The following is a 15,069-nucleotide window of genomic DNA, read 5'->3' on the forward strand; positions in this document are numbered from 1 at the left end:
TCGACAAGAGCTGACTAGGACGCGGCCGGCGTGGCCTTGCCGCGCTTGCGGCGGAAATAGGCGGTCAGCCGCGCCGCAGCCGCCTCGCCGAGCACCCCACCCTGCACTTCGACGCGGTGGTTGTGGCGCGGGTCGGCCAACAGATCGAACACACTGCCGGCGGCGCCGGTCTTGGGATCGCTGGCCGCATAGACCACGCGCGCCACACGCGCATGGATCATCGCCATCGCGCACATCGCGCACGGCTCCAGGGTCACGTACAGCGTGCTGCCTAGCAGCCGGTGGTTGCCAATGCGTGCACCGGCCTGGCGCATCGCGACGACTTCGGCGTGCGCGGTCGGGTCATGCTCGGTGATGTTGCGGTTCCAGCCCTCGCCCAGGACCTCGCCCGCGGCTGATACCAACAGCGCGCCGACCGGAATCTCGTCGTCCTCGCGCTCGGCACGCTCGGCCAAGGCGAGCGCGTGCTGCATCCAGTGTTCGTCGGTGTTCATGGGCGCTAACATTTTTGACGCGGATAACAGCGGACCAAGCAGAACAACAGAGCCGTAGGATGGGTTGAGCCGAAGGCGAATACCCATCGACCGAGACCACGATGGGTTTCGCTGCGCTCAACCCATCCTACGAACTACGAAAGACGAACTAGCCATCACAACCTTTGCTCTATCCGCGCTTTTATCCGCGTTGATCCGCGTCAAAAAAGCCCCTACTCCCACTCGATCGTCGCAGGCGGCTTGCCACTGATGTCATAGACAACACGAGAAACGCCTCGTAACTCGTTGATTATCCTGTTAGAAACCCGGCCGAGAAACTCGTACGGGAGGTGCGCCCAGTGTGCGGTCATGAAGTCGATGGTCTCCACCGCGCGCAAGGCGATCACCCATTCGTAGGCGCGCGCGTCGCCGACCACGCCGACCGACTTCACCGGCAGGAACACCGCGAAGGCCTGGCTGGTCTTGTCGTACAGGTCGGCCCTGCGCAGCTCCTCGATGAAGATGTTGTCGGCCTGGGCCAGCAGCTCGGCGTACTCCTGCCTGACCTCGCCCAGGATGCGCACGCCCAGGCCCGGGCCGGGGAACGGATGGCGGTAGACCATCGGCTCGGGCAGGCCGAGCTCGACGCCGAGGCGACGGACCTCGTCCTTGAACAGCTCGCGCAGCGGCTCGACCAGCCCGAGTTTCATGTGCTCGGGCAGTCCGCCGACGTTGTGGTGGCTCTTGATGACGTGGGCCTTGCCGGTCTTGCTGCCGGCGGACTCGATCACGTCGGGGTAGATGGTGCCCTGCGCCAGCCACTTCGCATTGGCGAGCCGCGACGACTCTTCGTCGAAGATGTCGATGAACAGGTTGCCGATGATCTTGCGCTTGGCCTCAGGGTCGCTGACGCCTTCCAATGCCGCGAAGTAGCGGTCGGCGGCGTCGACCCGGATCACCTTCACGCCCATGTGCTCGGCGAACATCGCCATCACCTGGTCGCCCTCCTGCCAGCGCAGCAGGCCGGTGTCGACGAACACGCAGGTCAGCTGGTCGCCGATGGCCTTGTGCAACAGCGCGGCGACGACCGAGGAGTCGACTCCGCCGGACAGGCCCAGGATCACCTCGTCGCTGCCGACCTGTTCGCGCACCCGGGCGATCTGGTCGTCGATGATGTGCGCGGCGGTCCACAAGGTCTGGCAGCCGCAGATCTCGGTGACGAAACGACGCAGCAGGGTCTGGCCCTGCAGGGTGTGGGTGACTTCCGGATGGAACTGCACGCCGTACCAGCGCTTGTCCTCGCAGGCCATCGCCGCGACCGGGATGCGGTCGGTGCGTGCGGTCACGGTGAACCCCGGCGGCGCGGTGGCGACGTGGTCGCCGTGGCTCATCCAGACGTTCAGGCGCGGCTGGCCTGCGTGGTCGCTCAGGCCGCCCAGTAGCGCATCGTGGGCAAACAGCTCGACCTCGGCGTGGCCGAACTCGCGTGCGTCGGCCGCCTCGGTCGAACCGCCCAGCTGCACCGCCAGCGTCTGCATCCCGTAGCAGATCCCCAGGATCGGCAGGCCGGAATCGAACACCTCCTGCGGCGCCCGCGGCGCGCCTTGTGCCGTGGTCGACTCCGGACCGCCCGAGAGGATGATGCCGTTGGCACCGTAGCCGGCGATCTCGGCCGGATCGTGGTCCCAGGCCCAGACTTCGCAGTAGACCCCGATCTCGCGGATGCGGCGGGCGATCAACTGCGTGTACTGCGCGCCGAAATCCAGGATCAGGATGCGGTCGGAATGGATGTCGTCGATGTGGGCGATGGTCATGGGCGAGAAGTGAGTGGAGAGGAGTGAGAAGCGAGAGAAAGCGGTGCGAACGGTGCGGGAGCATCGGCTCCCACTCCTCACTCCTCTTCACTCACTCCTACTGTTTTCACCCCGCCCGATAATTCGGCGGTTCCTTGGTGATCTGCACGTCATGCACATGGCTCTCGCGCGTGCCGGCGTTGGTCACGCGCACGAAGCTGGGCTGCTTGCGCATTTCCTCGATCGTCGCGCAGCCGACGTAGCCCATCGTCGCGCGCAGGCCGCCGGCGAGCTGGTGGACGACGTTGCGCAGCGGTCCGCGGTACGGAACCCGCCCCTCGATACCTTCCGGCACCAGCTTGTCGGCGTCGGAGGCATCCTGGAAATAGCGATCCTTGGAGCCCTGCTCCATCGCGCCCAGGCTGCCCATGCCGCGGTAGCTCTTGTAGCTGCGACCCTGGAACAGCTCGGTCTCCCCGGGGGCCTCCTCGGTGCCGGCGAACAGGCCGCCGACCATCACCGTCGATGCGCCCGCAACGATCGCCTTGCCGATATCGCCCGAGTAGCGGATGCCGCCGTCGGCGATCAGCGGGATGCGGTCCTGCAGTGCCTCGGCCACCATCGCCACCGCAGTCACCTGCGGCACGCCGACGCCGGCCACGATTCGCGTGGTGCAGATCGAGCCCGGCCCGATCCCCACCTTGACCGCGTCCGCGCCATGGTCCATCAGCGCCAGCGCGGCATCGCCGGTGACGATGTTGCCGCCGATCACCTGCAGCTGCGGGAAACGCTGCTTGACCCACCGCACCCGCTCGAGCACGCCCTGCGAATGGCCGTGCGCGGTATCGACCACCACCACGTCGACCCCGGCCTCGGCCAGCGCCTCGATCCGCGCCTCGGTATCGCCGGCCACACCGACCGCAGCCCCGACCAGCAGGCGCTCGCTGCTGTCATAGGCGGCGTTGGGGTTGTCGGATTTTTTCTGGATGTCCTTGACCGTGATCAGGCCGCGCAACTCGAAACCGTCGTTGACCACCAGCACCTTCTCGATGCGGTGCTTGTGCAGCAGGTGCACCACCTCTTCGTCCGCGGCGCCCTCCTGCACGGTCACCAGGCGATCTTTCTTGGTCATGATGTGGCGGACCGGATCGTCGAGCTTCTTCTCGAATCGCATGTCGCGACTGGTGACGATGCCGACCAGGCGCCCGCCGTCGACCACCGGCACGCCGGAGATGTTGCGCGCGCGGGTGAGCTTGAGCACGTCGCCGATCGTGGTTTCCGGACCGACCGTGAACGGCCGCCGGATCACCCCGGCCTCGAACGTCTTGACCTGCGCCACGTGCGAGGCCTGCTGCTCGACGCTCATGTTCTTGTGGATGATGCTGATGCCGCCGAGCTGCGCCATCGCGATGGCGAGGCGCGCCTCGCTGACGGTGTCCATCGCCGCCGACAGGATCGGCAGGCGGATGCTCAGGTCGCGGGTGAGGCGGGTGGTGAGCTTGACGTCCTTGGGCAGGACGCTCGAATGCGCGGGGACGAGCGATACGTCGTCGTAGGTCAGCGCTTCAGCCTGGATGCGCAGCATGGGCGGGCCCGGGGGAATGAAGCGCGTCATTGTATCAGGCGGGAGTCGGCCGCTGCGCGGCCTGTGAGGGGCAAGTCGCCGCTGGCGCGGCTGTGAGTGGGTAAGTCGCCGCTGGGGGTGGGCACGGCCTTGCCGGCTCACAGGCGGCGAAAGCCGCCGACTTACCCGCCCTACGACTCGGCAGCGTCGGCGGCATCCAGGGTGTTCTGCATCAGCGTCGCAACGGTCATCGGCCCGACCCCGCCCGGCACCGGCGTGATCCAGCTGGCCCGTTCAGCCGCCGCGGCGAAGCCCACGTCGCCGACCAGGCGGCCGTCCTCGAGGCGGTTGATGCCGACATCGATCACCACCGCACCGGGCTTGACCCACTCGCCCGGGATCAGCCGCGGGCGCCCGACCGCGACCACCAGGATGTCGGCGCCGCGCACCGCCGCCTCCAGCGCCTCGGCCGGGGTGAACTTGTGGCAGCAGGTGGTGGTGCAGCCGGCGATCAACAGCTCCAGCGCCATGGGCCGGCCGACGTGGTTGGACACGCCCACCACCGTGGCACTGGCACCGCGCACCGGCCGGTCGGTGTAGGCCAGCAAGGTGGTGATGCCGCGCGGGGTGCACGGACGCAGGCCGAACTGGCGCAGCGCGAGATGGCCGACGTTCTGGGGATGGAACCCGTCGACGTCCTTGCGCGGGTCGATCCGGTGGATCAGCTCCGTGCCGTCGCGGCGGTCCGGCAGCGGCAGCTGCACCAGGATGCCGTGCACCTGCGGGTCCGCGTTGAGCCGGTCGATCAGCGCGAGCAGCTCGGCGTCGGTGGTGGTCGCCGGCAGGTCGTGGTCGATCGCGCGGATGCCAACCTTCTTGGCGGCACGCCGCTTGTTGCGCACGTACACGCCGGAGGCCGGATCGCCACCGACCAGCACCACCGCGAGTCCCGGCCGGGTGCCGCCGGCGGCCATACGTGCATCGACCCGTACCTTGAGGTCATCGAGCAGGGCTTCGGCGATGCGCTTGCCGTCGAGGATCTTTGCGGTCATCAGTGGAGGGACACCCGGGCGCTGGGACCGGCATTGTCCCCGATTACCACGTCACCACGAAATCCGACGTAACGTAGGCGACGCTCCCACGGACTTGCCGACTGCGCCATGACCGACCACGAAACCACCGCCATCGAAGCCGCCGCGTTCCGCCGTCTGCTGCAGCACCTGATGCACGAGCGTCCGGACGTGCAGAACATCGATCTGATGATCCAGGCCGGGTTCTGCCGCAACTGCCTGTCGGACTGGTACCGCGATGCCGCCGAAGCGCGCGGCATCACGATGACCCGGGACGAGGCCCGCGAGGCCGTCTACGGCATGCCGTTCACGCAATGGAAAGCGCAGCACCAGCGCGAGGCGACGCCGGAGCAACTGGCAGCATTCGAGGCCGCACGGGCGAGCAACGGCTGAGCCGCCCCGATGCGCATCCTGCTGGGCGCGCTGGCGGTCGTGCTGCTGGCCTATGTCGGCTTGTGCCTGCTGCTGTATGAACGCCAACGCAGTCTCATATATTTCCCGGAGTTCACCCGGGTCGAGGCGGCGGAGACCGACTTTGCCCTCGCCCGCGGCGACATCACGCTGCGCGGCTGGGTGGTGAATCCGGGAAAGCCCGACGCGCTGCTGTACTTCGGCGGCAATGCCGAGCGCATCGAGGCCTCGCGCGAGGATCTCCGCCGCTGGTTTCCCGGCCGCACCATCTACCTGCTCGCCTACCGCGGTTACGGCGCCAGCGACGGCGAGCCCAGCGAAGCGGCGCTGGTCGCCGATGCGCTCGCACTGTATGACCACGTGAGGGCCCGCCAGCCCGCGGCGTCCATCGCAGCGGTAGGCCGCAGCCTCGGCAGCGGCGTCGCTGGCCACCTCGCCTCGCGCCGGGACGTGCCACGGCTGGTGCTGATCACGCCGTTCGACTCGCTGCCCAACGTCGCGCAATCGCACTACCCATGGATGCCCGTGCGCTGGTTGATGCGCGATCGCTATGACACCGCCGATGCCTTGGCGGACTATCGCGGCGAGGTGCTGATCATCCGTGCCGGCGAGGACGCGGTCGTGCCGGCGCCGGCGACCGACCGGCTGATCGCGTCGTTGGCGTCGGGGTTGTTGGTGGCCACGCAGGTCGTGGCGATCGAGCAGGCCGGGCACAACGACATCGCGATGTATCCCGAATATGGGCAGGCGTTGTCGGAATTCATGCGCTGATGCGACGCCGGCACGCGCGCACCGAACGTCCTGGTGATGGCGGCGGGCCGCCGTTTTTCGGCGGGCCTTTTTTCTTCATCTTTACACCCGCCACCGCTAGACTCGACACGATGTGCCTATCTGATCGACGCTGGTCCCGCTGGATCACGCATCCCGAGGAGCATCGCCACTGCCCGGTGACATGCCGCGCGCCTGCAGCGCTGCACCGCGGGAACCGCGACCGATGATGCAACCGAAGCAGTCCGCAGCCGGAGCGCCGGTGACCTCGCCGGAGGCGTGGGCGTTGCTGCAGGCCACCGACTGGTCGCGTCATGCGCTTGGACCAATGGAGCGTTGGCCGCAGAGTCTCCGCATTGCCCTGGGCATCTGCCTGAACTCGCGGTTTCCGATGTTCGTGTGGTGGGGACCACAGCTGATCAACTTCTACAACGACGCCTACATCCCGTTACTGGGCAAGCGACACCCATCCGCATTCGCGCGTCCGGCGCAGGCAGCGTGGGAGGAGATTTGGGACGTGGTCGGGGTACAGGCCGATGCCGTGATGCAACGCGGCGAGGCGAGCTGGAACGAGCGCATGCTGCTGGTCATGGAGCGCCACGGCTTCCGTGAGGAGGCCTACTTCACCTGGTCCTACAGCCCCATTCCCGATGACGCGCCGGACGGCTCGGGCGGGATTGGCGGTCTGTTCTGCGCCTGCACCGAGGAAACGCCGCGGGTACTGGTCGAACGCGAGCGCGACCGACTGCTCGCGCGCGCGCAGTCCGAGCGCGAGCGGCTGGCGGATGCGTTCACGCTCTCGCCTTCGTTCATGGCGGTGACCCGCGGGCCGGCGCACGTGTTCGAGTTCGCCAACGAGCGCTACCTGCAACTCATCGGCGGTCGTGAAGTGGTCGGCCAGACCGTGACCGTGGCACTGCCGGAAGTTGTCGAGCAGGGCTTCATCGGGATCCTCGACGGCGTCTATACCAGTGGCCAGCCCTACGTGGGCAACGACATGCAGGTGTTGCTGCAGCGCCAGTCCGGGCGGCCGCTGGAGACGTGCTACGTGGATTTCGTCTACCTGCCGATGCGCGATGCCGACGGCATAGTGACCGGTATCCTCGCCCACGGCATCGACGTTACCGAACGGCACCAGACCGAGACTCGCGACCGCTTCCTGCTCGCGCTCGACGAGGCGGTGCGGCCACTGACCGATCCGGAGGAGATCACCAGAACCTGCGCCCGCCTGCTGGGCGAGCACCTGCAGGCCGACCGTTGCGCCTACGCGGACGTCGAGGCCGACCAGGACACCTTCAACGTCAGCGGCAACTACAACCGCGTCGTCCCTGGCATCGTCGGCCGCTACAGGTTTTTTTCCGATTTCGGCGAGCAGGCATTGCAACTGATGCACGCCGGGCAGCCGCTGGTGGTCAACGATGTCGACGACCATCAGCCCGCGCTGGGAGACCTGTCCGCCTACCGCCAGACGATGATCCAGGCAGTGATCTGCGTCCCGCTGCACAAGTCGGGACGCTTCGTCGCCGCGATGGCCGTACACCAGGCGACCCCGCGCCACTGGACCGCCGAGGAGGTCGACCTGACTCACCACGTCGCCAATCGCTGCTGGGAGTCCATGGAGCGCGCCCATGTCGCGCGCGAGCTGCGCGAGAGCGAGCAGCGCTTTCGCAACATGTCCGACCAGGCACCGGTGATGATCTGGCTCACGCGGCCCGACAGGCAGTGCGAATACGTCAACAAGCAGTGGTACGACTTCACCGGCCAGACCCACGCGCAACCGCTGGGCGAGGGTTGGGTGGACGTGGTGCACCCGGATGACGCGCTCAAGACGATCGATACCTTCACCGCGGCCACTGCGCGCCGCGAACCGTTCTCTCACGAGTTCCGCATGCGCCGCGCGGATGGCAGCTACCGCTGGTGCGTGGTGTCGGCTGCGCCGCGTCCGGTAGCGCGCAGTGAAGTCCCGGGCTACATCGGATCGGTCATCGACATCACCGATCGAAAGCGTATCGAGGACGGGCTGGCCGCCGAGAAGAAGGTGCTGGAACTGATGGCGACCGGCGCGGCCTTGCCCGACGTGCTCGAGACGCTGGTGCGGATGGTCGAGGCGCAGTCGGCCGATGGCATGCTGTGTTCGGTGCTGGTGCTCGACGAGGCCGGCGAATGCCTGCATCGTGGCGCCGCGCCGAGCCTGCCGGAGCCCTACAACGCCGCGATCGACGGCCTGCGCATCGGCACCAGCGCCGGCTCGTGCGGCACCGCCGCGTTCGAGGACCGGGTGGTGTCGGTGGACGACATCAGCAACGATCCGCTGTGGCAGGACTTCCGCGCACTGGCCGCCGAGCAGGGCCTCGGCGCCTGCACCTCGATACCGATCCGCGCCAGCGACGGCCGGGTGCTCGGCTCGGTCGCGGTCTACTATCGCCAGCCGCGCGAGACGAGCGCCCACGATCTCGACCTCGCACGTCTGGCCTCGCACCTGGGCGGCATCGTCCTGGAGAAGCACAGTGTCGACCAGCGCCTGCGCCAGTCGCTGCAGGCCGAGCAGGAGGCACGCAGCGAGGCCGAGCGTGCCAGCCGCATGAAGGACGACTTCCTTGCCACGCTGAGCCATGAGCTGCGCACGCCGCTCAACGCGATCCTGGGCTGGGTCGGCATCCTGCGCCTGCAGCAGGAGGCGCTTCCGGCCGAACTGGCGCAGGGCGTGGACGTGATCGAACGCAACGCGCGCGCGCAGGCGCAGATCATCCAGGACCTGCTCGACATGAGCGCGATCATCTCCGGCAAGGTGCGCCTGGACCTGCAGAACGTCGACCTGGCCGAGATTGCCTTGGCCGCGGTGGAAACCGCCCGGCCCAACGCCGACGCCCGGCATGTGCGTCTGGTGCACTCGACCCGGGACGCGATCGGCGATAGCACGGTCAGTGGCGATGCGTCGCGGCTGCAGCAGATCCTGTGGAACCTGCTTAGCAACGCGATCAAGTTCACCCCGCGCGGCGGCGAGGTGCAGGTGCGACTGGCGCGTGCCGGCTCGCTGCTGGAGTTGACCGTCAGCGATACCGGCGAGGGCATCGATGCCGAATTCCTGCCGTATGTGTTCGACCGCTTCCGCCAGGCCGACGCTTCGATCAGCCGGCGCCACGGCGGGCTCGGCCTTGGGCTGTCGATCGTCAAGAAGCTGGTCGAGCTGCATGGCGGTACGGTGCATGCCCACAGCGCAGGCGCGGGTTGCGGGACGACGTTCGTGGTCGCGCTGCCGCTGGCGTGCTCGCAGCCGGCGCTGCGAGCGCCGTCGCCGGCCCGCGGCGGCAGCCACGCCAGTGAACTCGATGGGGTGAATGTGCTCGTGGTCGACGACGACCCCGATGCACGCTTGATGACCCAGCGCCTGCTGGAGGCCTGCAGCGCGCGTGTCAGCACCGCCGATTCGGCCGGTGCGGCGGTGAGCGCACTGGAAGATGGCGCATTCGACGTGCTGGTCAGCGACATCGGGATGCCGGGCGAGGACGGCTACGCGTTGATGCGGCGGGTCCGCGCGCTCGACGCCGATCGTGGCGGCGCGATCCCCGCGATCGCGCTGACCGCCTACGCCGGCGCCGACGACCGGCTCAAGGCGATCCGCGCCGGCTACCAGATGCACCTGCCCAAGCCGATCGAACCGGCCGAACTGGTCGCGCTCATCGCCAGCGTGGCGCGCAGGTTCTGAGGAAAGCGGAGCTTGCTGCGCTGCCGTCCGCCTGGAAGAGCAGCCGAGCAAGCTCGGCTCTACGCATCCACCGTATCGTAGGAGCGCCCCATGGGCGCGACCCGCGCCGCGGCGCACTCCGGTTCCCGTCGCGGGCATGGCCCGCTCCTACAAAAACCGTGTGTCTTTCGTAGGAGCGCCCCATGGGCGCGACCCACGCCGCGGCGCACTCCGGTTCCCGTCGCGGGCATGGCCCGCTCCTACAAAAACCGTGTGTCTTTCGTAGGAGCGCCCCATGGGCGCGATCCACGCCGCGACGCACTCCCGGTTCCCGTCGCGGGCATGGCCCGCTCCTAGCGTCCTGTAGAGCGGAGCTTGCTCCGCTGCTGTCGACCCGGAAAGCAGCGGGCACAGCCGGATCGAACGATTCAGCCGCCGGCGCAGAACGCGCGGTAGTCGATGTAACCGGGAAACGACGCGTCGGCCGCGCAGAGCTTGCAGCCGGGATCCGCCGTCAACCGGGTCTCGCGAAAGCGCATCGCCAGCGCGTCGAAATGCAGCAACCGGCCGGCAAGCGGTTCACCCAGCCCCAGGATCAGCTTGATCGCCTCGGTTGCCTGCAGCAGCCCGATCACGCCGGGCAGCACGCCGAGCACGCCGGCTTCGGCGCAGTTGGGCGCGGCCTCGGCCGGCGGCGGTTCCGGAAACAGGCAGCGATAACACGGCGCCTCGCCGCGCCGGCGCCCCGCATCGAACACGCTGACCTGGCCCTCGAAGCGATGCACCGCGCCGTACACCAGCGGCTTTCCGAGCTTCACGCAGGCGTCGTTGAGCAGGTAGCGCGCGGCGAAATTGTCGGCGCCGTCGAGCACCACGTCGGCGCCACCGAGCAGGCGCTCGACGTTGTCGGCGGTGACACGCTCGCCGAACCCCTCCACCCGCACGCGCGGATTGAGCGCGGCCAGCGCCACGCGGGCGGATTCGACCTTGGACGTGCCGATGCGCGCTTCGGTGTGCAGTATCTGCCGCTGCAGGTTGCTGCGGTCGATCACGTCGTCGTCGGCCAGCACCAGCGTGCCGATTCCGGCGGCGGCCAGATAGAACGCGGCGGGCGAACCGAGGCCGCCCGCCCCGACCATCGCGATGCGCGCAACCTGCAGCTTGCGCTGGCCGGCCTCGCCGACTTCGGGCAGGCGCAGGTGGCGCGAATAGCGGTCGAAGAAGTCGCCATCGAAGTTGGGATCCCCGCCCTCGGGCCGGACGATCGGCAGCGACGCTGCCATCCACGCCGCGGTGCCGCCCTCAACCGACGCGACCCGTGTGTAGCCGGCGGCCGTGAGCGAGTGCGCGGCTTGCAGCGAGCGGGCGCCGGACTGGCAGATCAGCAGCACGTCGGTGTCGCGGGCCGGCAGTGAGGCCTGCGGGTCGGCTTCGAGTTCGCCTTTGGCGATACCCCGCGCGTCGGCGGCGTGCCCAGCCGCGCGCTCATGCGATTCGCGCACGTCGATCAACACGGCGCCGGCGCGCTGTCGGCGGAAGGCTTCGGCGGGAGGAACGGTTTCGATGCTCATGCGGCCGATTATCCGCCTTTGCCGATTGTGGTTCCGTCCGCAGAACCGTTTTTGTAGGAGCGGCTTCAGCCGCGATCGGATGCCAGCTCGCCCGTGCTGGTTCCGGATCGCGGCTGAAGCCGCTCCTACAGGGGCAGTACGGCCACTACGCTGCCGGCGGCGAGGCGCTGCGGCCCCTCGGGCAGGACGATCAGGGCAGTGGCGTCGGCGGCGGCACGCAGCCGGTGCGAGCCGGTCGCGGCATCCGGATCGGCCTGCAGCGTGCCGTCGGTGTCACTGACCAGCCGTGCGCGCAGGAACTCGCGGCGCGGGTGCGGCTTGTCGATCGGGCTCAGCAGCTTCGCATGCCACAGCGGGCGCGGCTCGGTTCGACCCTGCAGACGGTCGATCAGCGCGCGGCCGAAGGTCAGGTAGGTGGCCAATACCGACACCGGATTGCCCGGCAGCCCCAGCATCCTCGCCTGGTCGAGACTGCCGAACAGCAGCGGCATGCCCGGCTTCATCCGCACCTTCCAGAAATGGGTCTGGCCGAATGCCGCGAGCACCGCGGGAATGTGGTCCTTCTCGCCGGCCGACACCGCACCGCAGGTGATGATCACATCGAACGCGCAGCCGGCATCGCGCAGCGCGATCTCCACCTGCTTCGGGTCGTCCGCCAGGCGCGGCCATGCGGTGGGTTCAAGACCGTCGGCGCGCAGCAGGCCCATCAGCAACTCGCGGTTGCTGTCGTAGATCTCGCCCGGCGCCAGCGGCAGGCCGGGCTCGACCAGTTCGTCGCCGCTGGTGAACACTGCCACGGTCGGCCTGCGTGCCATGCTCAGCGACGGCAGGCCCAGCGAGGCGGCCAGCGATACGCGAGCGGGGGTGAGCACATCGCCCGCGTGCAGCACGAGTTCACCCGCACGGACGTCCTCGCCGGCGCGGCGCACGTTGGCGTTGATGTCGGCGGCGGCCAGCCTGACGTGGTCGCCATCGAGCTCGGCGTTCTCCTTGATCACCACCGTGTCGGCGCCCGCCGGCAGCGGCGCGCCGGTGGTGATGCGGACGCATTCGCCAGACCCCACGCTCAGCTCCAGCGCGCGGCCGGCGAACTGCTCGCCCTTCAGCCGCAGCCGGGTGCGCTCGCCGTGCAGGTCGGCATGGCGCACGGCGAAGCCGTCCATCGCGCTGTTGTCGAACCGCGGCAGCGCGATCGGCGCGACCACGTCCTGCGCCAGCACCCGCCCATGGCAGCGCGGCAGCGCCAGCGTTTCCGGCGCCAGCCGGTGCGCACCCGCGACCTCATGGATGATCGCGAGCGCGTCGTCGAACAACAATCGGCTGGGGACGTCAGTCATGGCGATCGAAGCCGGCCGCGGCGAGGTCGGCCGGCGTGTTGAGATTGCCGAAGCGTACGCCAGCGAGCCGCACGCCGGCCATGCCGAGGCGCGCCTGCAGGCGATGGACTGCGAACTCCTCGGCCGCTATCGCCGCGACCGCGGCCTTGCGCAATGCATCCGCCCGCCACAGCGCAACCAGCGGCTGCGGACCGTCGTCGTCCTCGGCCCACGCGCCCTGCCCGCCTGCGGCGGCGAGGCTCGGCAGCAGGCAATCGTTGATGTCGACCAGATCGACCGGGAGCGTCAGCAGCCAGGGCGTGGTGCAGGCGCGCGCCAGGGCCGCGAGTCCCGCGATCGGACCGAGCGAAGCCGATGCCGGTGTTGCTTCGCAAGCGGCCGGTTGCGCCTCGTCGACTACCGTAAGGATGCCGGCCTCACGATAGCGGTCCAGGTCGCGGTTGGCGCTGACCAGCACGGTACCGGCCTGACCGGCCCAGCGGCGTGTCCAGCGCAGCACCTGCGGCACTCCGCCACGCCGCAGCCAGGCCTTGTCGCGCCCGCCAAGCCGGGTGGCGCGGCCGCCGGCGAGGATACCCAGGGTCAGCTCTGGCGGTGGCGGGGTGGTGATGTCGGTCTCCGATATGTGCTCGATCCCGCCGACAGGGGCGGCCGGACCCCATTGTAGGAGCGGCTTCAGCCGCGACGGCGTGACAGCACCGGCCGATGGTTCTGGATCGCGGCTGAAGCCGCTCCTACAGGACCTGCACAGGGCTCATGCAATGGCAAAGGCGTTCGCTTGCGAACGCGCCACTGCGTCACTTGCCGCGCTTTACGTGTCGGATCAGGCGGCGTTTCTTGGCGACCTGCTTGTCGGTCAGCACGTTCTTCTTGCCTTCGTACGGGTTGGTGCCTTCCTTGAAGATGAAGCGCACCGGGGTGCCGACCAGCTTGAAGCGCTTGCGGAAGAAGTTCTCCAGGTAGCGCTTGTAGCTCTCGCTCAGGGTGCGCAGCCGGTTGCCGTGCACCACGAACGTCGGCGGATTGCTGGCGGCAGGATGGGCGAAGCGCAGCTTGGCGACATGTCCGCGCACCACCGGCGGCGGGTTGGCTTCGTACGCGATTTCCAGCGCCTTGGTGACCTCGCTGGTGCTGAATTCGTGCGTGGCCGAGGTGTGCGCGCGGTGGATCGCCTTGAACAGTTCGCCCAGGCCGGAGCCGTGCTTGGCGCTGATCCGGACCGCTTCGGCCCACTCGACGAAACTCAACTTGCGCGCCAGCAGCGACTCGGCCTGTTGCCGCTGGTAGTCGGACTGGCCGTCCCACTTATTGACCGCCACCACCAGCGCGCGTCCGGCATCGAGCGCGTAGCCGAGCACACTGGCGTCCTGGTCGGTCACGCCTTCGCCGGCGTCGAGCATGATCACCGCCACCTGGCATTGTTCGATCGCCTGCAGCGTCTTGATGATCGAGAACTTCTCGACCGCCTCGTCCACCCTCGACTTGCGGCGCAGGCCGGCGGTGTCGACCAGCCGGTACAGGCGGCCGTCGCGCTCCATGTCGATCGCGACAGAATCGCGGGTGGTGCCGGGCACCTCGGAGGCGATCATGCGCTCCTCGCCCAGCAACCGGTTCACCAGCGTCGACTTGCCGACATTGGGCCGGCCGATGAACGCAATGCGGATGCGCGAGGGATCGGTGTCCAGTTCGGCCGAATGGCCCTCCTCGGGCAGCTTGCCGATGACTTCATCAATCAGGTCGTCGATGCCCTGGCGGTGCGCCGAGGACACCGCCACCACGTCGCTGAACCCGTAGCGGGAAAAATCATTGAGCGCCGCCTGCACGTCGATGCCGTCGGTCTTGTTGACCACGAGCACGGTCGGGCGGGCGGCCTTGCGCAGCCAGGCCAGGATTTCGTCGTCCATCGCGGAGGCACCTTCGCGGCCGTCGACGATGAACAGCACCAGGTCCGCTTCGGTCGCCGCAGCGCGAGCCTGGCGTGCGGTGGCGCCGATCAGGCCTTCGTCCTCACCGGCGATGCCACCGGTGTCGACCACCGCGAACGGACGCAAGCCCTCCGGCCGGCAGATGCCATAGTGGCGATCACGCGTGACGCCCGGCTGGTCGTGGACCAGCGCGTCGCGCGTGCGCGTAAGGGCATTGAACAGCGTGGACTTGCCGACGTTGGGACGGCCCACGAGGGCGACTAGGGGGAGCATCTGGGGCAACTCGAGGCTACGGGACGGGACTCGGGACTCGGGACTCGGAACTCGGAAGAGCGTAAGCGGCGTCGCAGCACGAAGATCATGCATGCGACTTGGGGATCACTCCGTTTGCGGAAGCTTCAAACGGCAACGGCAGGCGTCAGTAAATGGATGCCGGCGAATGCCGGAATGGACGGATTCGAAAAGTCCGTCC

At 68.4% G+C, this 15,069-nt stretch carries 11 protein-coding genes; 3 read left to right on the plus strand and 8 right to left on the minus strand.

The window, feature by feature from the left end; genetic code table 11:
- Positions 1-14: 14 nt before the first annotated feature.
- The 4 genes from tadA to folD form a co-directional block, all read right to left on the minus strand.
- Positions 15-494, minus strand: coding sequence for a tRNA adenosine(34) deaminase TadA (tadA, locus tag ACJQWM_RS08325; RefSeq protein WP_411300881.1), 480 nt, complete (start codon positions 492-494; stop codon positions 15-17).
- Between the two features lie 212 nt (positions 495-706).
- Positions 707-2,272 (minus strand): glutamine-hydrolyzing GMP synthase, encoded by a 1,566-nt coding sequence (gene guaA, locus ACJQWM_RS08330; RefSeq protein WP_332702410.1) that lies wholly within the window; start codon positions 2,270-2,272, stop codon positions 707-709.
- Positions 2,273-2,393: 121 nt separating this feature from the next.
- Positions 2,394-3,851: an IMP dehydrogenase gene (gene guaB / locus ACJQWM_RS08335; protein WP_332702360.1), complete on the minus strand. Its 1,458-nt coding sequence runs from the start codon at positions 3,849-3,851 to the stop codon at positions 2,394-2,396.
- Positions 3,852-4,021: 170 nt separating this feature from the next.
- Complete coding sequence (gene folD / locus ACJQWM_RS08340) at positions 4,022-4,882, minus strand: bifunctional methylenetetrahydrofolate dehydrogenase/methenyltetrahydrofolate cyclohydrolase FolD (RefSeq protein WP_332702362.1); 861 nt, start codon at positions 4,880-4,882, stop codon at positions 4,022-4,024.
- 108 nt (positions 4,883-4,990) lie between these two features.
- Here folD and ACJQWM_RS08345 point away from each other — a divergent pair, with 108 nt between their 5' ends.
- The 3 genes from ACJQWM_RS08345 to ACJQWM_RS08355 all read left to right on the plus strand — a co-directional run bounded on the left by ACJQWM_RS08345 (position 4,991) and on the right by ACJQWM_RS08355 (position 9,785).
- Positions 4,991-5,293 (plus strand): DUF1244 domain-containing protein, encoded by a 303-nt coding sequence (locus tag ACJQWM_RS08345; RefSeq protein WP_332702364.1) that lies wholly within the window; start codon positions 4,991-4,993, stop codon positions 5,291-5,293.
- Between the two features lie 9 nt (positions 5,294-5,302).
- Positions 5,303-6,082: an alpha/beta hydrolase gene (locus ACJQWM_RS08350; protein ID WP_332702366.1), complete on the plus strand. Its 780-nt coding sequence runs from the start codon at positions 5,303-5,305 to the stop codon at positions 6,080-6,082.
- 223 nt (positions 6,083-6,305) lie between these two features.
- Positions 6,306-9,785: an ATP-binding protein gene (locus tag ACJQWM_RS08355; protein ID WP_332702368.1), complete on the plus strand. Its 3,480-nt coding sequence runs from the start codon at positions 6,306-6,308 to the stop codon at positions 9,783-9,785.
- A 407-nt stretch (positions 9,786-10,192) separates the two neighbouring features.
- On the opposite strand, the gene moeB is transcribed toward ACJQWM_RS08355, so the two are convergent.
- The 4 genes from moeB to der all read right to left on the minus strand — a co-directional run bounded on the left by moeB (position 10,193) and on the right by der (position 14,870).
- Entirely contained in the window at positions 10,193-11,335 is a 1,143-nt protein-coding gene (gene moeB, locus ACJQWM_RS08360) for a molybdopterin-synthase adenylyltransferase MoeB (RefSeq protein ID WP_332702370.1), read from the minus strand.
- Positions 11,336-11,460: 125 nt separating this feature from the next.
- Complete coding sequence (locus ACJQWM_RS08365; protein WP_411306758.1) at positions 11,461-12,672, minus strand: molybdopterin molybdotransferase MoeA; 1,212 nt, start codon at positions 12,670-12,672, stop codon at positions 11,461-11,463.
- A complete protein-coding gene (gene mobA, locus ACJQWM_RS08370) occupies positions 12,665-13,306 on the minus strand; it encodes a molybdenum cofactor guanylyltransferase (protein WP_332702413.1) in 642 nt (213 codons plus the stop codon). Before mobA ends, ACJQWM_RS08365 begins: the two co-directional genes overlap by 8 nt.
- 163 nt (positions 13,307-13,469) lie before the next feature.
- Complete coding sequence (gene der / locus ACJQWM_RS08375) at positions 13,470-14,870, minus strand: ribosome biogenesis GTPase Der (RefSeq protein WP_332702372.1); 1,401 nt, start codon at positions 14,868-14,870, stop codon at positions 13,470-13,472.
- Between the last annotated feature and the right edge of the window lie 199 nt (positions 14,871-15,069).

This window comes from Novilysobacter longmucuonensis, from assembly GCF_046600735.1.
Taxonomy (GTDB): domain Bacteria; phylum Pseudomonadota; class Gammaproteobacteria; order Xanthomonadales; family Xanthomonadaceae; genus Novilysobacter_A; species Novilysobacter_A longmucuonensis.